We start from the raw sequence: 20,460 nt of genomic DNA on the forward strand, positions 1-20,460 counted from the left end.
CGGGAACAGCGGTTCGGGATGCGCAGCTGACCCGGTCTGGTGCGCGGATGCGCAATTGGCCCCGCCTGATCCGTCGCCGTCGCGCTGCGGGTTGGGCGCGCCCGGGCTTGCCGTGCGGGTCGAAAACGCACCGGGTTAGCGGTGCGGGGTCAGTTCGGCATCGGGAACAGCGGTTCGGGATGCGCAACTGACCCGGTCTGGTGCGCGGATGCGCAATTGGCCCCGCCTGATCCGTCGCCGTCGCGCTGCGGGGTCGAAAACGCACCGGGCTCGCTATGCGGGGTCAAAAGCGCACCGCGCCCCCAGCCGGGGTCAGTTTCACATTGGAGTCGGCTGTTTCGGATGCTGAACTGGCCCCGCATAGCGGGCCGGATGCGCAACTGGCCCCGCATGGCGTGCGGGGAACGCGAGCTCCAGCACCCGCTGAGGTCAGGCGGGAGGCGCCGACGACTCCCTGGCGTGCATCGTCGGGCTCAGCGACACCCGATGCACCGGACGCGCGGGGTCGGCGATGCGCTTGGCGAGAAGGTCGATCGCGGCGGCGCCGACGGCGGCACGCGGAGGACTGACCGCGCTGAGTGCGGGGGTGAACAGCTGCGCGACCTCGTCGTCGTAGGCGACGACCGAGAGGTCTTCGGGCACCGAGAGCCCGCGGTTCAGGGCGATGTCGATGAACGCCATGGCCTCGGGGTCGGAGTGGATGAGCAGACCCGTCACGCCGGCGTCGAGTGCCTTGTCGATGGCCGCGTTGACGGCGGTCGCGAAGCCCGGCCCGTTGCGGTCGGGGAAGAGGCTCTCGAAGTGGTCAGCCGGTGCGAGTCCGAGCTCTTCGCAGGCCGTCGCCCATCCGGTGACGATCTTGCGGCCGGTCGGTGACTCCCGCGAGAGGATGAGGCCGATGCGGCGGTGGCCGAGGCTGGCGAGGTGACGTGCGGCGAGCACGGCGCCCAGGGCGTGGTCGGTGGTGACGTTCTCGACGGGCGCGCGGTCGGGGAGCACCACGGCGTCGCGTTCGACGAACACCGCCGGTACTCCGGAGGCGTCGAGCCACTGCACCACGTCCTGCGCGTGCGTCACGTCGGGGTTGGGTGCGACGATCAGTCCGCGGATGTCATCGGCGGCGATGAGGCGCTCGAGCACGGGGCGCTCGTCCTGCAGCTCGTACGAGGCTCCGCGCAGCACCAGGCGAAGTCCCCGCTTGCGTGCCTCGGCCTCCATGCCCCGCACGACACCGGGCCAGTAGTACGCGAGCGACGGCACCAGCACGCCGATCGCGCCACCGGTCTGCGGTGGCGCGGGGTCTTCGCCAGGGAGGACCGGCGCCGAGACGGCGCCACCGTGCACCCGCTCCAGACGCCCTTCCTCTTCGAGCTGCTGCAGATCGCGGCGCAGTGTCACCGGCGCGACTCCGAGTTCTTCGGTCAGCCGCGAGACTCGCACGATCCCGTCGCGTTCGAGGGCGGCGAGGATGTGCGCGTGACGCGCGGGCGCCAGCGGAGCGTGCTGCTGATCGGTCATCGGTCGTCCTCGCTGTCACCCGTCCCCGGGGTGGCGTCGTCTCTTTCTACCGTGATCCACGCGCGATCGTGCGCGCTCACGTCCAGTTCGATGCGGGTGAGTCGCTCGCCCCACACATCGCTCAGCATCGGGTCGTCGAGCAGTCGCACCGTATGGGCGGAGCGGATGCCGGCGGGCCAGCGGATGACGACGGCTGCCGCCCCGTCGAGCGGCGCGATCCGAACGCCGTCTTCGAGGGCGGAGACGGCGCCGGCGGCGACGAGGTTGAGGGTGGTCGGCCCGCCGGACAGGGGAGCGGACCACTCGTCCGACACCCGCACGACCCTCGCCGCACGGTCGAGGGCGGCGGTGCGCCGCCACGTCAGTCCATCGACCTCGTACGCGGCGCCGAGGTCGAGCGACAGCGACGAGACCGCATCCGCCACTGCGGCCTCGATCTCGGATGCGGCGAACTCCCGACCGGGCGACTGGTCGACGCCGGCGATCGTGGGGGTGTTGTGCCACGCGCTCTGCATGGTCCAGATCGAGTAGCGGTCGGGCCCGAACGTGGCCGTCGTGTACGTCGGGCGTCCGGCGTCGACGATCACGGGAACCCCATCGGACGTCACGATGAACGAGCCGACGTCGTTGTGATTGTGGTGCTCGGCGTTGTGCCCGCCCTTGATCACGAGGCCGAGACCTGCGGCCGATCCCGCCCGTTCGCGGGCGAGCAGCACCTGCGTCGAGGGCAGCCACACGTCGCGCGGAAGCGGAGAGGCGGCGGGGGTGGCGGCAAGCCAGTCGGCATCGGTCAGCTCCTGCACGAGACGCCCGAGACCTGCGACCTCCGACGGAGCTGCGTCGCGGTGCGAGGCGGCGTGCGCCGCGGCATCCGCATCGCCGATCCGCCGGGCGGCGCGGTGCAGGGCATGCCAGGGGAGATCTGCAGACGGGCGGGCCTGTCCGTCCGCGAGGTTGGCGTACCAGTCGCCGCCGAGGTGGCAGCGGTGCGGAAACGCGACGGTCTCGCGCAGCCCGGCGAGGTCGGGGCGTGAGCGGTCCGTCGCGTACTCGAGCAGGTCGAGCGCCTCGAGCGCCCGGCAGGCCCCGTTCCACCAGTACGAATAGCCCTCGTCGATCGCGCCGTCGTGTGGCAGCGAGACGAGGTAGCGGTCGAGACCCTCGACGACCAGATCGACGATGTGGTCGGGGTGCTCGTGCAGCTGCACGGCTGCGGTCAGGACTGCCGAGTGGATCCACGGATTCCAGTTGTGCACGTCGCCGTCGAGGCCCAGCCAGTGCCAGTCGCGGCGCTCGACGAAGGGGCGGAAGACGCGTACCTGCGCCTCATGCCGGATGCGGGAGCGGATGCCGGGGGTGCGGGCATCGAGCTGCATGCCGAGCACGTGGTCGATCCATGCGAGCTGGGCGACGACCTCACCGGCGCCGAGGTCGAGGTAGGGATCGGTGACGGTCGCGAGCACGCTGCCGTGCCTGTCGAATGTGTCGTCGTGGGCGGGCCAGCACCACGAGCTCTGCTCGCACAGCAACTGCACCCCGTCGACGACCTCGTCGATCCACTGGTCGTCGAGAGTCACGGCCGCGGCGACGACGGCTCGACTGAGTCGGTGCTGGCGGGCGAAGGCGGGATTCTCCCAGGCGAGGCGATCACCGTCGCGGTGAACCCGGGCGGCCTGACTGGCGAGGGGCTGCGGCCAGGGCGTGCCGAGATCGGCATCGGCGCGGGCGCGCAGATCGGCCGCATCGATGCGCGACCAGGCGGCGCGATCATCGGCGGTCGGCGCGGGGAGCGTGTTCACGCACTCAGCCTAGCTGATCGAAAATGATCGATCTAGTATTATTTGAGTCTTGTCTTGATCGAAATGCGGTGATAATCTCCCAACGATCGCAAAGAGACGGCATCCGTCGCGGTCCACCCCGAAGCAGTCTTCAAAGGAGAACCCTGTGGCGTACGAGCGCACCGGTGCAGCGACAGCTGTGAGCCCCCGTGAAGCGGAGCGCTCCCTGAATGCGGAACGGTCCCCGGCCGCGGAGTGGTCTCGCGACGATCTGATCGCCTACGCCGACCGACTGCTCGCAGCCGTGCGTCCATGGGCCTCCGAGAACAACGCCCGCATCACGCTGCCCGGTACCTCAGGCGGATACGGAATCGACGTCGACGGCCTCGAGGGATTCGTGCGCACCTTCCTGCTCGCGGGCTTCCGCATCGCGGGTGCACGCGGCGAAGGGGTCGACGACCTCATCGACTTCTACTCGCGCGGCATCGTGGCCGGCGTCGATCCGTCGAGCCCCGACCGGTGGGTGCGACTCGACGAGCATGCACAGGCCAAGGTCGAGGCGGCATCGATCGCCCTGATCCTCGACCTGACGCGTCCCTGGATCTGGGATCGCCTCGACGAGACCACTCAGCACCGCATGATCGACTATCTCGCGCCCGTCGTGGGCGACGACAGCTACCCGAAGAACAACTGGCTGTGGTTCCGCGTCGTGGTGCAGACCTTCCTGCGCTCGGTGGGCGGCCCGTGGTCGCAGGCCGACATCGACCGAGACCTGGCGCAGCACGACTCCTTCATCCGCGAGGGCGGCTGGCTCTCCGACGGCGACGACCGCTCGTACGACCACTACGTCGGCTGGGCGCTGCACCTCTACCCGGTGCTGTGGTCGCGGATGCAGGGCGCCACCGACCTCGCCGGCGACCGCACCGCGGGTGACCTCGCTCGTCTCGACACGTTCCTGCAGGACGCGAGCGCCCTCGTCGGCGCCGACGGCGCTCCGTTGATCCAGGGCCGCAGCCTCGTCTACCGCTTCGCCGCAGCGGCCCCCTACTGGGCCGGTGTGATCGCCGAGGTGCCATCGGTGCCGGCCGCGCAGCTGCGCCGCGCGGCATCCGCCATCGTCCGCCACTTCGCCGAGAACGGCGCCCCCAACGAGCAGGGGCTCCTCGACCTCGGGTGGCACGACGAGTGGCGCCGGCTCGCGCAGAACTACTCCGGCACCGGATCCCCGTACTGGGCGTCGAAGGGTCTGCTCGGCATCGCGCTCCCGGCCGACCACCCGGTGTGGTCGGCACCCGCCGAGCCCCTGCCCGTCGAGAGCGCAGACGTCCTCCGGGTCGTCGAAGCCCCGGCGTGGATCATCTCCGCGACGACCGACGACGGCATCGTGCGCGTGATCAACCACGGAGCCGACCACGCGCGACCCGGCGACCTCGTCGGCGACTCGCCGCTCTACGCCCGCCTCGGCTACTCGACGGCTGCGAGCCCGCTGCTGAACGGCGACGCCTGGGCAGAGCCCCTCGAGCAGTCGGTCGCACTGCTGCACGCCGACGGCCGGGCGACGCATCGTGCCGGCATGCGCGTGCAGGGCATCCGGCGCGACGGGGATGCGGCGATCACCGGATCCGAGGCGACCGCGCACTGGATCACTCCGGACGCGACCCAGACCCGACACGGCTCCGGCATCACGGGCGACGTCGAGATCGCGGGCACCGTCACCACCTGGTCGATCGTGCGCGGTGCATGGGAGGTGCGAGTCGTGCGCATCGACCGGATCGAGGTGGATGCGGCCCCCACCGCCCTGCGCATCGGCGGCTGGGCGCTCGCCGCCGACGCCGTCGACGACACCGTCTCGGAGGCCGCGGCCGCCGCGAGCGCCCGCGGTCGCCGCAGCGCCATCGCCGCGCTCACGCCCGGGGGAGTGCCCTCGATCGAGAACCGGCGCGACGCGAGCCCGCTCGGCGCCACAGCCTCCGTGCCCGTCATCACGTACCCGGTGTCGACGGGTGAGTGGATCGCGACCGCGGTGCACCTCTCCGACCGCGCCGCGGCATCCGCCCCCACCGTCCGCATCGACGGCGACGACGTCGCCGTCGTGTGGCCCGATTCCACCACCACCGAACACCGGCTCGCCTGAGCCGTATCCCGACCCGCAATTGCAAAGGAGCAGTATCCCCATGAACCGCAAGATCCTCGCCGCCGGCAGCATCGCCGCTGTCGCGGCCCTCGCCCTCGCAGGCTGCTCCGGCAGCAGCGACGCCGGTGAGAGCACCGACCCCGACGCCCCCGTCACGCTCACGCTCTCGGGCTGGAGCATCGACACCACGCCTGAGTTCCAGACGCTCGCCGATGCGTTCACCAAGGACCACCCGAACGTGAAGATCGAGCTCAAGGAGTACGACGCGGCGGAGTACAACACCCTCGTCACGGCCGACCTCGCCGCAGGGTCCGGCCCCGACATCATCACGCAGAAGGAGGTCAAGTACGTCACGACCTTCCAGGAGGGAGGCCAGCTGCTCGACGTCTCGGACGTGGCGCTGCCCGACGGCATCAGCGGCGCGGACTCCTACGAGGTCGACGGCGCCGCCTACGCCGTGCCGTACCGCCAGGACTCCTGGGTGCTCTTCTACAACAAGGCGCTCTTCGAGGCGGCCGGCGTCGCCGAGCCCGACGGATCGTGGACGTGGGACGACTACGCGGATGCAGCAGAGGCGCTCACCACCGACGCCTCCAAGGGCACGTACCTGCACCGCTGGCAGTCGACCGTGCAGGGCTTCGCGAACGCGCAGACCGACACCAGCGTGCTCGACGGCGACTTCAGCAACATGAAGGACTACTACAACAACACGCTCGCACTGCAGGATGCCGGCGACCAGGTCGACTTCAACACCTCGACCGCCAACCAGCTCACCTACCAGGGCGAGTTCGGCACGCAGAAGGCCGCGATGATGCTGATGGGCACCTGGTACACCGCGACGCTCATCGCGCAGCAGGCATCGGGCGAGGCGAACGACTTCGAGTGGGGCATCGCGCCCGCACCGCAGCTCGACGAGAAGACCACGGGCACCGACAACACCCCGGTGACGTTCGGCGACCCGACGGGCTTCGGCATCAACGCGAACATCGACTCCGCCAAGGTCGACGCCGCCAAGCAGTTCCTCGAGTTCGCCGCATCAGAGGAGGGCGCGCAGGCGCTCGCCGAGATCGGGATCACCCCGGCGCTCACGAACGACGCCGTCGTCGAGTCGTACTTCGCGGTCGAGGGCGCGCCGACGGATGACCTGTCGAAGTTCTCCTGGTCGACGCACGAGGTGCTCCCCGAGAACCCGACGTCGAGCAAGACGGCGACGATCCAGGGGATCCTCGCCGACCTGCACACCGCCGTCATGTCGGGATCGACCTCGATCGACGACGCCATCAAGACGGCCGAGGACCGCGTGAAGAACGAGGTCGGCTGATCCACTCGGGGGTCGGCCGCCGGTCGGCCCCCGACATCGCCCTCGCGCAGCATCCAGGAGACGAGAGACATGACCACCACCGAGGCCCCGAGCCGCGACGCGGCCCCGCCGCAGACGAAGCTGCCCCGCAGACGCTCGGCTCTGCGTCGCCGCAATGCCCTGATCGGCTGGAGCTTCATCCTGCCGAACTTCATCGGATTCGGGTTCCTGACCCTGCTCCCGGTGCTGATCCTCTTCTACATGGCGTTCACGAACTGGAACGTCTTCGGCAAGGCCGACTGGGTGGGGTTCACGAACTTCCAGCGCCTGATGGGCGACGGCAGCTTCCACATCGCGTTCTGGAACACCATCTACTACTCGGTGATGCACATCCCGCTGACGATCGTCGTATCGCTCGGACTCGCGCTGCTGCTCAACAACAAGCTGCGCGGCGTCGCGTTCTTCCGCACCGCCGCCTTCTTCCCCTACATCACCTCGATCGTCGCGATCGCCGTGGTGTGGAACCTGCTCTTCAGCCCCGACTACGGGCCCATCAACGAGGTGCTCCGGGCGATCGGCATCTCCGAGCCTCCCGGCTGGCTCACGTCGTCGGAGTGGGCGATGCCGGCCGTCGTGATCGTCAGCACCTGGCGCGACATGGGCTACTACATGATCCTGTTCCTGGCGGGCCTGCAGACCGTGCCGCGTGAGCTGCACGAAGCCGCGCGCGTCGACGGCGCCAACGTGTGGCAGCGCTTCACGAACGTCACGATCCCGTCGCTGCGGCCGACCATGTTCTTCGTCACCGTGATGCTCACCATCAACTCCTTCAAGATCTTCGACCTGATCCTCGTCATGACCGACGGCGGCCCCGGCCAGTCGACCCTGGTGCTGTCGCAGTTCATCTACAAGAAGGGCTTCGAGGAGTCGCAGTTCGGCTACGCGTCCGCCGCCGCGGTGGCGCTGTTCTTCCTCTGCATCCTCGTGACCATCGGCCAGTTCCTCTGGAACAAGAAGCGGAGCGCATGATGACCGAAACCCAGGTCCTCGTCACCGGGGGGACGCTGCACAAGCTCAACGCCCCCGCCCCCGTGGGTCGCACCCGCTCCCGCCTCACGATCGGTCGCACCCTCGGTTACATCGCCCTGATCATCGCGGCGGTCGGCCTGCTCGCACCGTTCTTCTGGATGGTCATGAGCTCGCTGAAGAACGCCAACGAGGTGTTCTCGGTTCCCGTCGTCTGGGTTCCCGAGACGTTCGTGTGGCAGAACTACATCGACATCTGGACGAAGTCGAACATGCTCGTCTGGATCCGCAACACCCTGTTCCTGGCCGTCAGCGTGACGTTCCTGCAGGTGCTGACCGGATCATTCGCCGCCTACGGCTTCGCGCGCATGAAGTTCGCCGGCCGCGACATCCTGTTCCTCGTCTACATCGGCACGATCGCTGTGCCGTGGCAGTCGTACATGATCCCGCAGTTCATCCTGCTGTCGAATCTGAAGGTGTCGAACACGCTGTGGGCCATCATCCTGCTCCAGGCGTTCGGTGCCTTCGGGGTGTTCCTCATGAAGCAGTACTACGAGACGATCCCTGAAGAGCTCAGCGAGGCCGCGCGTCTCGACGGGCTCAGCGAGTACGGCATCTGGCGGCGCATCATGCTGCCGCTGTCGGTGCCGGCCATCGCGAGCCTCACCCTGCTCACGTTCGTCAACACCTGGAACGACTACCTCGGGCCGCTGATCTATCTGCGAAACCCCGATCTGTGGACGATCCAGCTCGGACTCAAGAGCTTCGTCTCGAACCTCTTCGACACGAACTACGCGCTGCTGTTCGCCGGACTCACGATCTCGGTCGTGCCCATCGCGATCATCTTCCTGCTCGGGCAGAAGTACTTCGTCGAGGGCATCGCCACCAGCGGGCTGAAGGGCTGACCTATGAAGCGCATATCGCATGATGCCTGGGCCACGATCCTCGGAGTCGTCTATCTCGGCCTGATGGCGAACTTCCTCGTGCTCATCGCGGCGTCACCTCTCGTGGTGCTGCTGATCACGACCGATCCCGCGCTGTCGTGGCCGCTGCTGGCGCTGGCGGCTCCGCTGCTCGCTCCGGCGCTGACGGGCGCATTCACGGCGTTCCGCGAGTTCGGCCGCGGCGAGCCCCAGGTGGTGCGCTCGTTCCTCCGCGGATGGAAGGCCACGGCACGCAAGGGCCTGCTGATCGGCGCGGCGGCGACGGCATCCGTGGTGGTGCTCCTCGTCGACGTGCGCGCGGTCAGCGCGTCGCCCGCCTCCGTCATGATCGTCCCGGTGCTGGCCCTGCTCTCCGTGATCGCGGTGGCGACCGCCCTCGTGGCTCTCGTCGCGCTGGCCGAAGAGCCGGGTGCGCGGATGCGCGACATCGTCAAGGCCGCGCTGTACCTGTGCGTGCGCCGCTGGTACCTCACGGCGCTGTCGCTCGTCGTCCTCGGAGTGCAGATCGGACTGTTCACCACCATGCCGGCGATCGCGATCGGCCTGACCTGCGCGCCCGCCCTGTACGTGGCGTGGGCGAACAGCCGCTACACACTGCGTCCCGTGCTCGATGTCGACGCCGCGCTCGATTCCGACATCGTGCTCGAAGGAGTGCGCGCGTGACCGTCCGTACCGCGATGAGTCCCGAGGTGTTCGCGCTGCTCTTCGATGAGTCGCGTCTGCAGCGCCTGCGCGCGCTGGCGCCGTCGCCGCGGTCGGGGATCGACGAGGGAGACCTCTCGGACACCGAGATACTGCTCACCTCCTGGGGTGCTCCGCGCCTCGACGCCGAGCTCCTCGACCGGATGCCGAGGCTGCGCGCCGTGGTGCATGCGGCGGGCAGCGTGCAGCAGCTGGTGTCCGACGAGCTGTGGGAGCGCGGGATCACCGTGACCTCGGCCGCCGACGCCAACGCCGTACCGGTGGCCGAGTACACGTTCGCGACGATCATCCTCGCCTTCAAGCGCGCCTTCGTGCACATGCGCTCGCCGTCGACGGTGGTCGAATGGCGTGACCTGGTCGGCTCGACCCGCTACGGCAGCGTCGGTCGCACGGTCGGCATCGTCGGATTCTCGCGGATCGGACGCAGGGTGGTGCGGATGCTGGGGCAGCTCGACGGCATCCGGATCATCGTCGCCGACCCGTTCGTCTCCGCGCAGGCGGTGGCCGACGCCGGTGCGGAACTGATGCCCCTCGACGACATGCTCGGCCAGGTCGACGTGCTGTCGCTGCATGCGCCGGCGCTGCCCGAGACGAGGCACATGATCGGTGCGACCGAACTCGCGGCTCTCCACGACGGCGCCACCGTGATCAACACGGCGCGCGGATGGATCCTCGACCACGACGCACTGCTCGCCGAATGCGAGTCGGGGCGACTGGATGCCGTGCTCGACGTCACCGAACCCGACCCGCTGCCGACCGATTCGCCGCTTCGAACGCTGCCGAACGTCGCTCTGACCCCGCACATCGCGGGCTCGATGGGCAACGAGGCGCGGCGCCTCGCCGACTCGGCCCTCGACGACGTCGAGGCGCTGCTGCGCGGCGGGGTGCCTTCGCAGGTGATCACGCGTCTCGACATGGAGCTGAGCGCATGAGGGCGGGTGAGCACGATGCCTGCCGCACGCTCGGTGCGGGGTCAAAAACGCATCGCACGCTCGGTGCGGGGTCAAAAACGCATCGCACGCTCGGTGCGGGGTCAAAAACGCATCCCAAACGGCCGGTTCGGATGCGGAATTGACCCCGCACGCGGCGTAGCCCGGCGAGATCCGTCGCAGAAGCGCACGGAGAGCGTTTTCCGCACCCGCTTGCGCACCGGCTCGCAGCATGGCATGCTGTCGGAAAGCGCTTACCCGCGAAGTACGCCCACAGAGTTTGCCCGCAGAGCATGCGGGATCTGAGAGAAGAGAACGGACCAGCAATGTCGCAGACGACAACCCGCGAGATCGGGATCATCATGAACGGCGTCTCCGGGCGCATGGGTTACCGCCAGCACCTCGTGCGGTCGATCCTCGCGATCCGTGAGGCGGGCGGAATCGAGCTGCCCGACGGATCCCGCATCACGGTGAAGCCGCTGCTGGTCGGCCGCAACGAGGCCAAGCTCGCAGAGCTCGCCGCGAAGCACAGCATCGAGGACTACACGACCGATCTCGACGCGGCTCTCGCCGACCCGAAATGGGAGATCTACGCCGACTTCCTCGTGACGAAGGCCCGTGCCTCGGCCCTCCGCAAGGCGATCGCCGCAGGCAAGGCCATCTACACCGAGAAGCCCACCGCCGAGTCGCTGGATGAGGCCCTCGAGCTCGCGCGCCTCGCCGATGAGGCCGGCGTCAAGACCGGCGTCGTGCACGACAAGCTCTACCTGCCGGGCCTGCAGAAGCTCAAGCGCCTGATCGACTCGGGTTTCTTCGGCCGCATCCTGTCGGTGCGCGGCGAGTTCGGGTATTGGGTCTTCGAGGGTGACTGGCAGCCCGCCCAGCGCCCGAGCTGGAACTATCGCACAGAAGACGGCGGCGGCATCATCGTCGACATGTTCCCGCACTGGAACTACGTGCTCGAGAACCTGTTCGGCGAGGTCAAGAGCGTCTACGCGCAGGCCGCAGTGCACATCGCCGACCGCTGGGACGAGAACGGCGAGCACTACACCGCCACCGCCGAGGACGCCGCGTACGGCATCTTCGAGATCGAGGGCGGCATCGTCGCCGAGATCAACTCCAGCTGGACGGTGCGCGTGAACCGCGACGAGCTCGTCGAGTTCCAGGTCGACGGCACTCACGGGTCGGCCGTCGTCGGACTCTTCGGCGCCAAGATCCAGCCGCGCAACGCGACGCCGAAGCCCGTGTGGAACCCCGACCTCGAAGACAGCCACGACTACGACACCGACTGGCAGAAGGTGCCCACCAACGACGTCTTCATCAACGGCTTCCGCCAGCAGTGGGAGGAGTACCTGATCTCGTTCGTCGAGGGCACCAAGTACCCCTTCGACCTGCTCTCGGGTGCTCGTGGCGTGCAGTTCGCCGAGGCGGGTCTGACCTCCAGCGCCGAGGGCCGCAAGGTCGCTCTCTCTCCGCTGACGCTGGGCTGAGCATGACCACTCTCCGACTTCTCGACTCCGCAGGAGCGGTGACGGATGCCGAGCTGCGCGAGGGCGGCGGATACTCCCGCCCGGCCGCGCCGCTCGTGAGCCGTGTCGCCTATGCCGCAGCCCACGTGGTGCCCAAGGTGCACGCCGACAACACTCCGGGGCAACCTGCCGACATCGACTGGGACTCGACGCTCGCGTTCCGCCGCAACGTGTACTCGTGGGGTCTCGGCGTCGCCGACGCCATGGACACCGCGCAGCGCAACATGGGCCTCGACGCCGCCGCGACGCGTGAGCTCATCTCGCGCAGCGCCGAGGTCGCCCGTGAGGAGGGCGGCTCGGTCGTGGTCGGCGTCAACACCGATCACGTCGCCGAGTCGCACATCTCGCTCGACCAGGTCATCGATGCCTACAAGGAGCAGTTGCACTTCACTGAGGAGCAGGGGGCGGGCCCCGTGCTCATGGCCTCGCGCCATCTGGCCCGCGTCGCCGAGAACGCCGACGACTACCGTCGCGTGTACCGCGAGGTGCTCGGCTCCGCCACGGTGCCGGTCGTGCTGCACTGGCTCGGAACGGCGTTCGACCCGGAGCTCGCCGGCTACTTCGGAGCGGATGACTGGCAGACGGCATCCGCTGTGCTGCTCGACGTGATCGCCGAGAATCCCGACAAGGTCGCTGGCGTGAAGATGAGCCTGCTGAACGCGGAGTCCGAGATCTCGGTGCGAGAGCGGCTTCCGCAGGGCGTGCGGATGTTCACCGGAGACGACTTCAACTATGTCGGCCTGATCGGCGGCGACACGGTGGGGCAGGGCGACGCCCACTCCGACGCGCTGCTCGGCGCGTTCGCGGCGATCACCCCGGTGGCGTCCGCGGCGATCCAGGCTCTCGATGCCGGAGACCCCGCGCGCTACTTCGAGATCCTCGGACCTACCGAGGAGCTCAGCCGTCAGGTGTTCGCGGCTCCGACGTTCTATTACAAGACGGGCGTCGCTTTTCTCGCGTGGCTCAACGGGCACCAGCCCGCGTTCCAGATGGTCGGCGGACTGCACTCGGCGCGGAGCCTCGTGCACCTCAGCCGCATCGTCGAGCTGGCGAACGCCTCGCTCGCACTCGAGAACCCCGAGCTCGCGCGCGAGCGCTGGCACGGGATGCTGCGCCTGAACGGAGTGGGACTGTGACCGTCGATCCTCGCCTGTCGATCAACCAGGCGACGATCAAGCACGCTGATCTCGCGACCGCGCTGCGGGTGACGGCGGATGCCGGCATCCAGGCGATCGGTCTGTGGCGCGAGCCCGTGAACGAGGTCGGACTCGACGTCGCCGCGCGGATGCTCGCAGACTCGGGGCTGCGCTTCACGACGCATTGCCGCGGTGGCTTCTTCACCCTCCCCGAGGGGCCGGAGCGCGTCGCCGCACTCGACGACAACCGCCGCGCGATCGAGGAGACGGCGACGCTCGCCGCCGCGGGCGCCGACGGATCGACGGCTGTGCTCGTACTCGTCGCCGGGGGACTGCCTGTCGGCTCCCGCGACCTGATCGGCGCGCGCGAGCGGGTGCGCGATGCGATCGGCGTGCTCGCGACCGATGCGAAGGCGGCGGGCGTGACGCTCGCGATCGAGCCGCTGCATCCGATGTATGCGTCCGACCGTGCCGTCGTCGCGACTCTCGGGCAGGCGCTCGACATCGCCGCCGACTTCGATGCCGATGTCGTGGGCGCAGCAGTCGACACGTTCCACATCTGGTGGGATCCGCAGGTGCTCGAGCAGATCGCGCGCGCCGGCCGAGAGGGCCGCATCGCGACCTATCAGGTGTGCGACTGGAAGACCCCGCTCGCAGCCGACGTGCTGCTGTCGAGGCACTACACCGGCGACGGAGTGATCGACTTCGGCTCGCTCACGCGCGCCGTGATCGAGACGGGTTACGACCGCGACATCGAGGTCGAGATCTTCAACGCCGACATCTGGGCGGATGCTCCCGAGAACGTCGTGCGCCGCACTGCCGAGACCTTCGGCGCCGCGGTCTCGCCGCACCTGCGCTGACGGACGTGCCGGGGCTGACCGGGCGGCGGTCTCGGACTGCGCCCGGTCAGACCCCGGTCATCCGCGTGCCTCCGGCATCCGTGCTGTCTCTGGCACCACTGGGCGGAGATCGGCCAATAGGCGGAGATCGTCCGCAAGGCAACCCCCGAGACGCGCGTGCCGCCCCTTGAGAGGATGAATCCATGACGAAGATCCGACCCGGGCTCTGCTCGGTGACCTTCCGTTCGCTCGAGGCCGAGGAGGTCATCGGACTCGCAGCCGAGGCCGGGCTCGAGGTCATCGAGTGGGGTGCCGACGTGCACGTGCCGGTCGGCGACATCGAACGGGCAGCGCAGGTCGCCACCGAGACGGAGGATGCCGGGCTGACGTCGTGCTCGTACGGGTCGTACTTCCGGGCAGGGGCCGATGAGGAGCTCACGCCCGTCCTCGACAGCGCCGAGGCGCTCGGGGTCGACCGGGTGCGCGTGTGGGCGGGGCACCTCGGGTCATCGGAGGCGTCGGACGAGCACTGGGCAGACATCGTCGCTCGGCTGCGCGATGCGGCAGCCGAGGCGGAGGCGCGGAGCATCGGCCTGGCTCTCGAGTTCCACTCGGGCACGCTCGCCGACACGGCTCCGACCACGCTGCGACTGCTCGCCGACGTGAACAGCCCGGCACTCAGCACCTACTGGCAGCCGACGGTCGCTGCGACCGTCGACACCGTGCTCGGCGAGTATCGCGATCTCGCAGCGCACACGACCGCCGCCCACGTCTTCTCCTGGTGGCCCACGCAGGAGCGGCTGCCGCTTCGGGCGAGGGATGCGCTGTGGACGCGCTTCTTCGCCGAGGCGCTGGCATCCTCTCGGCCGCCCCGGGACGCACTGCTCGAGTTCGTCCCCGGTGACGACCCGGCGCTGCTGCGGGGCGAGGCCGCAGCTCTCCGCTCCTACCTGTCGATCTGAGGGCCCCGTGCCCGCCCTGACGCGCCGCTGCGCGATGCCCCTCCGTTCCCCGTTCTCGCGGTCCTCCCGCAGTATGCTCGGGGCATGAGCCAGCCGGAAAGCCCTTCCCGCGTGCGTCAGCCGCGCCACGCGCGAGGCGCCGCCCCGACCCTGCACGACGTCGCCCGCGAGGCCGGTGTCTCGCTCGCGACGGCATCCCGTGTCCTCAACGGGTCCGAGCGCAAGGTCGCCGAATCCTTCCGCGAGAAGGTCGAGCAGGCCGCCGCAGAGCTCGGCTACACGGCCAACGCATCCGCGCAGGCGACGGCCCGTGGCTCCTCTCCTGTGATCGCCCTGCTGGTCGCCGACATCGCCGACCCGTACTTCGGTCTGATCGCCGCGGGCGTGGCCCGCGGAGCCGACGAACAGGGGCTGGTCGTCACGATCGCGATCACCGAGCGAGATCCGGCCCGCGAGGCGCGCATCGTGCGGGCTCTCAGAGGACAACGACCGCAGGGACTCATCCTCGCCGCCTCCCGCACGAACGAACCCACCGACTCCGACACCGCGCGCGAACTGGCCGAGTACGCCCGCTTCGGCGGACGCGTCGTGACCTTCGGTGCGGGCAGCGCCGAGAACCGGCACGTCGAGATCGACAACCGCGCCGGAGCCGAGGAGCTCGGTCGGCGCATGGCGGCGCTCGGCTACCGCTCGGCCATCGCGATCGCTGCGGCCGAGGGCGTGCTGACCTCCGATGAGCGTCTCGCCGGATTCCGTGCCGGCTTCGAGTCCGGCGGCGGCGCGATCGACCGGGTGATACGCGGCGACTTCCGTCGCGAGTCGGGTGTGCAGGCCATGAGCGCCGCACTCGCCGACGGCGTCGAGCCGGGAACCCTCGTGTTCGGCATGAGCGACGTCGTCGCGATCGGCGCCATGTCGGCGATCCGTGACGCAGGACGCGAGATCGGCACCGATATCGCGGTGTGCGGCTTCGACGATGTCCCGTCGAGCAGCGATGTCACACCGGCGCTCACGACCGTGCGCGTGCCCCTGAGCGAGGTCGGCTACCAGGCCTTCCGGGCGACGGTCGACGCCGACTGGGAGCAGGCGGCACTGCCGCTCGAGGTGGCCGTGCGCGCGAGCACCCCGGGCATCGACCGATGACCCGAGTCGTGCTGGCTCCCGACAGCTTCAAGGGCACGATCACCGCGGCGGATGCTGCGGCATCCCTCGCCGAGGGCTGGGCGTCGGTCGATCCGACCGCGACGTTCGTGCACCGTCCGATGGCCGACGGAGGAGAGGGCACCGTCGCGGCGTTCGAGGCCGCGGTGCCCGGCGCTCGCCGTGTTCCGGTGGTCGTCGACGGCCCTGCAGGCGCCCGCATCGAGACGAGCTGGCTGCTGCTTCCTCCGACGAAGGATGCCCCCGCCGGCACTGCGGTCGTCGATCTGGCCTCGACCTCGGGCATCGAGCTGCTCGACGAGCTGCGCCCGTGGGACGCCGACACCACCGGCTTCGGCCAGGCCATCTCAGCGGCGCTCGACCACGGTGTCTCGCGTCTCGTCGTCGGCATCGGGTCGAGCGCGTCGACCGACGGCGGCACCGGGATGCTGTCGGCTCTCGGCGCCCGCTTCTTCGACGTCGCGGGCGACCCCGTTGCGCGCGGTGCGCGGGGCCTCGCTGATATCGCGTCCGTCGATCTCAGCGGTCTGCGCGCGGCACCTGAGGTGCGGGTGCTCACCGACGTGACGAATCCGCTCATCGGGCCGCGCGGTGCCGCGGCGGTGTTCGGCCCGCAGAAGGGCCTCACAGGCGACGACATCACCCAGGTGGATGCCGCGCTCGCGCGCCTCGCCGACCTGCTCGCCCTCGACCCCGCGGTTGCCGGCACGGGGGCTGCGGGGGGAACAGGCGGGGCACTGGTCGTGTGGGGTGCGATGCTCGCCCCGGGAGCCGCCGAAGTCGCAGAGCTCATAGGACTCTCTGAGGCGATCGCCGACGCCGACATCGTCGTCACCGGCGAAGGCTCGTACGACGGGCAGTCCGGCGACGGCAAGGTCCCCTCGTTCATCGCCGGCATCGCGGCGTCAGCGGGGGCGACGGCTCTGCTCGCCGCCGGACGCATCACGCCCGACTCCGACACGGCGCTGTTCGCGGCATCCGCGTCATTGACCGACATCGCGGGGTCGTCGGATGCCGCGCTCGCCGAACCCGCCCGCTGGCTGCGCGACGCCGGGGCGCTGCTCGCCCGGTCGGTCTGACCGGTCTCCACCAGCCGCATCCGCTCTCCGGGTCGGTCCTCGCGCAGCATCCGTTCGCGCTCGTCTGCGGTGGTCAAGAACGCATCCGAAATCGCGGTGTGCGGTGGTTCTTCGGCCCCGCACGTCTGTGCGACTGCGACTGCGACTGCGACTGCGGCTGCGACTGCGGGTAGCGGGCGGTCACGGTCTGCGGTGAGTCGGCGGTCACGGTCTGCGGTGGTCAAAAGCGCATCCGAAATTGCGGTGTGCGGTGGTTCTTCGGCCCCGCACGTCTGTGCGACTGCGGGTGGCGGGCGGCCACGGTCTGCGGTGGTCAAAAACGCATCCGAAATTGCGGTGTGCGGTGGTTCTTTGGCCCCGCACGTCTGTGCGACTGCGACTGCGGGTGCGGGTGGCGGGCGGTCACGGTCTGCGGTGGTCAAAGGCGCATCCGAAATCGCTGGTTCGGGTGCGTTTTTGACCCCGCACCCGCGCGGCGTGGGCGCTTGGACCCGGCATGCGCATGGTGTCGGCCAGCGGGGTCACTTTCGCACCGCGCCCGCCAGGCGGGGTCACTTTCGCGCCGTGTCCGCCAGGCGGGGTCACTTTCGCATCCGGATCGGCCGTTTCGGATGCGAAAGTGACCCCGCATCCACGGGATGCAGGAGGCGAAGAAGCGCTGCCCGGATGCGCGGGACCCCGGACGCACTTCTGCCCCCGCGCGGGCGACGTGCGGGGGCAGAAGACAGCGGAGGGATGCCGGGTCAGCCGCCGAGGGCGGCCGACACCACGGCTCGCGCCTCGGCCTGCACCTCGGCGAGGTGCTCGGGGCCGCGCAGGCTCTCGGCGTACAGCTTGTAGACGTCTTCGGTGCCCGACGGACGGGCGGCGAACCAGGCGTGCTCGGTCTGCACCTTGAGGCCGCCGATCGCCGCGCCGTTGCCGGGAGCGTGCGACAGCTTGGCGGTGATGTCCTCGCCCGCGAGGGTCGTCGCCGTGACGGCATCCGGAGCCAGCTTGCCCAGCGTCGCCTTCTGTGCGGGCGTCGCCGGCGCGTCGACGCGCTGGTAGGCGGAGGATCCGAACGCCTCCTCCAGCTCGGCGTAGCGCTCCGACGGCGTCTTGCCCGTCACGGCGATGATCTCGGCCGCGAGCAGGCACAGCAGGATGCCGTCCTTATCGGTCGACCAGACGGTGCCGTCCTTGCGCAGGAACGATGCCCCGGCCGACTCCTCGCCGCCGAATGCCACCGATCCGTCGAGCAGCCCCGGTACGAACCACTTGAAGCCGACAGGCACCTCGAGCAGACGGCGTCCGAGCGACTCGGCGACGCGGTCGATGATCATCGACGACACGAGGGTCTTGCCGATCGCGGCGTCACGCGGCCACTCGGCCCGGTGCGAGAACAGGTAGTCGATCGCGACCGCGAGGTAGTGATTCGGGTTCATCAGTCCGGCGTCGGGGGTGACGATGCCGTGGCGGTCGGCATCCGCGTCGTTGCCCGTGAGCACGTCGTAGTCGCCCTTCTTGGCGACGAGCGACGCCATCGCCGAGGGAGATGACGGATCCATCCGGATCTTCTCGTCCCAGTCGAGCGTCATGAAGCGCCATGTGGGGTCGACCTCGGGGTTCACGACGGTCAGGTCGAGGCCGTGCACCTCTTTGATGAGCGCCCAGTACTCGACCGAGGCTCCGCCGAGCGGGTCGGCGCCGATGCGCACGCCGGCGTTGCGGATCGCGTCGATGTCGATGATCGTCGCGAGGTCCCGCACGTAGGCGTCACGGAAGTCGTACCCGGGCACCGCATCCCAGTCGACATCGGCGAAGCGCTCGCGCTTGACGTCGACCAGTCCGCCGGCGATCAGCTCGTTGGCGCGGTCGGCGATCCAGCCCGTCGCGTCTGTATCGGCCGGTCCACCGTGCGGCGGGTTGTACTTGAAGCCGCCATCGCGGGGCGGGTTGTGCGACGGGGTGACGACGATGCCGTCGGCGCGGCCGGGAGCATCCGGGGCGAGGTCGCGGTTGAAGGTCAGGATCGCGTGGCTGAGCGCGGGCGTCGGCACCCACGAGTCACGGGAGTCCACCCGCACGTCGACGCCGTTCGCGACGAGCACCTCGATGGCGCTGCGCTCGGCCGGGAGCGACAGGGCGTGGGTGTCGCGACCGAGGAACAGCGGGCCGGTGATGCCCTGACCCGCGCGGTAGTCGACGATCGCCTGGGTGGTGGCCAGGATGTGGTTCTCGTTGAAGCTGTTCGAGAGGGACGAGCCGCGGTGCCCGCTGGTCCCGAAGGCGACGCGTTCGGCGGCGACCTCCGGATTCGGGACGCGGTCGTAATAGGCGGCGATCAGTTCGTCGACATCGATCAGATCGGATTCTTCGGCTGGTAGACCGGCACGGCTCGTCATGCAGACAGTCTGCCCCCATCTCGGCATCCGCGCATCTTCTTGCGCCCCACCGGTGCCCTAAGGTGAAACGCGTGACTGAACGCCGCACCTACAGCTATCTCGGCCCTGCCGGAACGTTCACCGAAGCGGCGCTCGAACAGGTCGCCGAAGCGCGGGGCCAGGACTGGCGCGCCGTGCACAACGTCGGCGAGGCGCTCGCCGACGTACTCGAGGGCCGTAGCGATGCCGCGATGATCGCGATCGAGAACTCGGTCGAGGGCGGCGTCTCGACCACTCAGGATGCATTGGCCACGCTGCCGGGCCTGCGGATCGTCGGCGAGTACCTGGTGCCGGTCAACTTCGTGCTCGTGGCGCCCCGCGGCACCACGCTGGCCGATGTGCAGGTCATCGCGGCGCACCCCGTCGCCTACGCGCAGTGCCACAGCTGGCTCGGCGAGCATCTGCCGACACACTCTCACGTGCCCGCGGCGAGCAATGTCGCCTCGGCGGTCGGCATGCTCGACGGCGTTCTTCCCGCGCAGGCGGCGATCGCCGCCCCCGGCGTCGTGAAGCACCTCGATGTCGATGTGCTGGCCGAGGACATCGGCGACAACGCCCAGGCGGTCACTCGCTTCGTGCTCGTCACCCGCACCACCACGGCACCGGCTCCGACCGGCGCCGACAAGACCTCGCTGATCGTCGAGCTGCCCAATGATCACCCGGGCTCCCTGCTCGAGATGCTCGAGCAGTTCTCGACCCGCGGCATCAACCTCTCGCTCATCCAGTCGCGTCCGATCGGCGACGAGCTCGGCCGGTACCGGTTCGTGCTCGACGCCGACGGGCACATCGAGCACGAGCGCATGGCCGACGCCCTGCTCGGCATCCGCCGTTTCAGCCCGCGCGTGGTGTTCCTCGGTTCGTACCCGCGGGCCGACCGGCAGATCGTGCAGTACCCCGAACGCTACGCCGACGACATCTTCGTCGAGGCGCGCGACTGGCTGCGCGGCATCCTCTCGGGCGAACCCGAAGCCTGACGTGGGCACGCCGGTCTCCGCCA

The 20,460-nt window shown here is 69.4% G+C and carries 16 protein-coding genes; 13 read left to right on the forward strand and 3 right to left on the reverse strand.

Going from position 1 to position 20,460, the window contains the following annotated elements; all coding sequences use genetic code 11:
* Positions 1 to 429 precede the first annotated feature (429 nt).
* Positions 430 to 1,518 (reverse strand): substrate-binding domain-containing protein, encoded by a 1,089-nt coding sequence (locus ACQ4LY_RS08635; RefSeq protein ID WP_431075607.1) that lies wholly within the window; start codon positions 1,516 to 1,518, stop codon positions 430 to 432.
* Positions 1,515 to 3,317 carry a heparinase II/III domain-containing protein gene (locus ACQ4LY_RS08640; RefSeq protein ID WP_431075608.1) on the reverse strand — a complete coding sequence of 601 codons (1,803 nt, stop codon included), beginning with the start codon at positions 3,315 to 3,317 and terminating at the stop codon, positions 1,515 to 1,517. The genes ACQ4LY_RS08635 and ACQ4LY_RS08640 overlap by 4 nt, the downstream gene beginning before the upstream one ends.
* 145 nt (positions 3,318 to 3,462) lie before the next feature.
* Here ACQ4LY_RS08640 and ACQ4LY_RS08645 point away from each other — a divergent pair, with 145 nt between their 5' ends.
* From ACQ4LY_RS08645 to ACQ4LY_RS08700, 12 genes are all read left to right on the forward strand, one after another.
* Positions 3,463 to 5,430, forward strand: coding sequence for a DUF2264 domain-containing protein (locus ACQ4LY_RS08645; protein WP_431075609.1), 1,968 nt, complete (start codon positions 3,463 to 3,465; stop codon positions 5,428 to 5,430).
* 40 nt (positions 5,431 to 5,470) lie between these two features.
* A complete protein-coding gene (locus ACQ4LY_RS08650) occupies positions 5,471 to 6,751 on the forward strand; it encodes an ABC transporter substrate-binding protein (protein ID WP_431075610.1) in 1,281 nt (426 codons plus the stop codon).
* A gap of 69 nt (positions 6,752 to 6,820) precedes the next feature.
* Entirely contained in the window at positions 6,821 to 7,759 is a 939-nt protein-coding gene (locus tag ACQ4LY_RS08655) for a carbohydrate ABC transporter permease (protein WP_431075611.1), read from the forward strand.
* Positions 7,756 to 8,661 (forward strand): carbohydrate ABC transporter permease, encoded by a 906-nt coding sequence (locus ACQ4LY_RS08660; protein ID WP_431075612.1) that lies wholly within the window; start codon positions 7,756 to 7,758, stop codon positions 8,659 to 8,661. The genes ACQ4LY_RS08655 and ACQ4LY_RS08660 overlap by 4 nt, the downstream gene beginning before the upstream one ends.
* A 3-nt stretch (positions 8,662 to 8,664) precedes the next feature.
* Positions 8,665 to 9,363 carry a DUF624 domain-containing protein gene (locus tag ACQ4LY_RS08665; RefSeq protein WP_431075613.1) on the forward strand — a complete coding sequence of 233 codons (699 nt, stop codon included), beginning with the start codon at positions 8,665 to 8,667 and terminating at the stop codon, positions 9,361 to 9,363.
* Positions 9,360 to 10,334 (forward strand): hydroxyacid dehydrogenase, encoded by a 975-nt coding sequence (locus ACQ4LY_RS08670; protein ID WP_431075614.1) that lies wholly within the window; start codon positions 9,360 to 9,362, stop codon positions 10,332 to 10,334. The genes ACQ4LY_RS08665 and ACQ4LY_RS08670 overlap by 4 nt, the downstream gene beginning before the upstream one ends.
* A gap of 323 nt (positions 10,335 to 10,657) precedes the next feature.
* On the forward strand, positions 10,658 to 11,821 hold the full coding sequence (locus ACQ4LY_RS08675) for a Gfo/Idh/MocA family protein (protein WP_431075615.1): 1,164 nt from the start codon (positions 10,658 to 10,660) through the stop codon (positions 11,819 to 11,821).
* Between the two features lie 2 nt (positions 11,822 to 11,823).
* The gene (locus tag ACQ4LY_RS08680) at positions 11,824 to 12,996 is read left to right on the forward strand and encodes a dihydrodipicolinate synthase family protein (protein WP_431075616.1); all 1,173 of its coding nucleotides are present in this window, start codon (positions 11,824 to 11,826) and stop codon (positions 12,994 to 12,996) included.
* Complete coding sequence (locus tag ACQ4LY_RS08685; protein WP_431075617.1) at positions 12,993 to 13,856, forward strand: sugar phosphate isomerase/epimerase family protein; 864 nt, start codon at positions 12,993 to 12,995, stop codon at positions 13,854 to 13,856. Before ACQ4LY_RS08680 ends, ACQ4LY_RS08685 begins: the two co-directional genes overlap by 4 nt.
* Positions 13,857 to 14,038: 182 nt before the next feature.
* A complete protein-coding gene (locus ACQ4LY_RS08690) occupies positions 14,039 to 14,797 on the forward strand; it encodes a sugar phosphate isomerase/epimerase family protein (protein WP_431075618.1) in 759 nt (252 codons plus the stop codon).
* A gap of 84 nt (positions 14,798 to 14,881) precedes the next feature.
* Positions 14,882 to 15,940 carry a LacI family DNA-binding transcriptional regulator gene (locus tag ACQ4LY_RS08695; protein ID WP_431075619.1) on the forward strand — a complete coding sequence of 353 codons (1,059 nt, stop codon included), beginning with the start codon at positions 14,882 to 14,884 and terminating at the stop codon, positions 15,938 to 15,940.
* Positions 15,937 to 17,037 (forward strand): glycerate kinase, encoded by a 1,101-nt coding sequence (locus tag ACQ4LY_RS08700; RefSeq protein WP_431075620.1) that lies wholly within the window; start codon positions 15,937 to 15,939, stop codon positions 17,035 to 17,037. The genes ACQ4LY_RS08695 and ACQ4LY_RS08700 overlap by 4 nt, the downstream gene beginning before the upstream one ends.
* 743 nt (positions 17,038 to 17,780) lie before the next feature.
* Here the strand turns inward: ACQ4LY_RS08700 and pgm are convergent.
* Entirely contained in the window at positions 17,781 to 19,424 is a 1,644-nt protein-coding gene (pgm, locus tag ACQ4LY_RS08705; RefSeq protein WP_431075621.1) for a phosphoglucomutase (alpha-D-glucose-1,6-bisphosphate-dependent), read from the reverse strand.
* 62 nt (positions 19,425 to 19,486) lie between these two features.
* Between pgm and pheA the strand changes: the two genes are divergently transcribed.
* Complete coding sequence (gene pheA, locus ACQ4LY_RS08710; protein WP_431075622.1) at positions 19,487 to 20,437, forward strand: prephenate dehydratase; 951 nt, start codon at positions 19,487 to 19,489, stop codon at positions 20,435 to 20,437.
* Positions 20,438 to 20,460 lie beyond the last annotated feature (23 nt).

Source organism: Microbacterium phyllosphaerae (assembly GCF_050628115.1).
Taxonomy (GTDB): domain Bacteria; phylum Actinomycetota; class Actinomycetes; order Actinomycetales; family Microbacteriaceae; genus Microbacterium; species Microbacterium phyllosphaerae_A.

What these genes read in the sequence shown, in the direction of transcription:
- ACQ4LY_RS08635 (WP_431075607.1), bottom strand. Translation starts at nt 1,518, where the DNA reads ATGACCGATCAGCAGCACGCTCCGCTGGCGCCCGCGCGTCACGCGCAC.
- ACQ4LY_RS08650 (WP_431075610.1), top strand. Translation starts at nt 5,471, where the DNA reads ATGAACCGCAAGATCCTCGCCGCCGGCAGCATCGCCGCTGTCGCGGCC.
- ACQ4LY_RS08655 (WP_431075611.1), top strand. Translation starts at nt 6,821, where the DNA reads ATGACCACCACCGAGGCCCCGAGCCGCGACGCGGCCCCGCCGCAGACG.
- ACQ4LY_RS08660 (WP_431075612.1), top strand. Translation starts at nt 7,756, where the DNA reads ATGATGACCGAAACCCAGGTCCTCGTCACCGGGGGGACGCTGCACAAG.
- ACQ4LY_RS08665 (WP_431075613.1), top strand. Translation starts at nt 8,665, where the DNA reads ATGAAGCGCATATCGCATGATGCCTGGGCCACGATCCTCGGAGTCGTC.
- ACQ4LY_RS08675 (WP_431075615.1), top strand. Translation starts at nt 10,658, where the DNA reads ATGTCGCAGACGACAACCCGCGAGATCGGGATCATCATGAACGGCGTC.
- ACQ4LY_RS08680 (WP_431075616.1), top strand. Translation starts at nt 11,824, where the DNA reads ATGACCACTCTCCGACTTCTCGACTCCGCAGGAGCGGTGACGGATGCC.
- ACQ4LY_RS08690 (WP_431075618.1), top strand. Translation starts at nt 14,039, where the DNA reads ATGACGAAGATCCGACCCGGGCTCTGCTCGGTGACCTTCCGTTCGCTC.
- ACQ4LY_RS08695 (WP_431075619.1), top strand. Translation starts at nt 14,882, where the DNA reads ATGAGCCAGCCGGAAAGCCCTTCCCGCGTGCGTCAGCCGCGCCACGCG.
- ACQ4LY_RS08700 (WP_431075620.1), top strand. Translation starts at nt 15,937, where the DNA reads ATGACCCGAGTCGTGCTGGCTCCCGACAGCTTCAAGGGCACGATCACC.
- pgm (WP_431075621.1), bottom strand. Translation starts at nt 19,424, where the DNA reads ATGACGAGCCGTGCCGGTCTACCAGCCGAAGAATCCGATCTGATCGAT.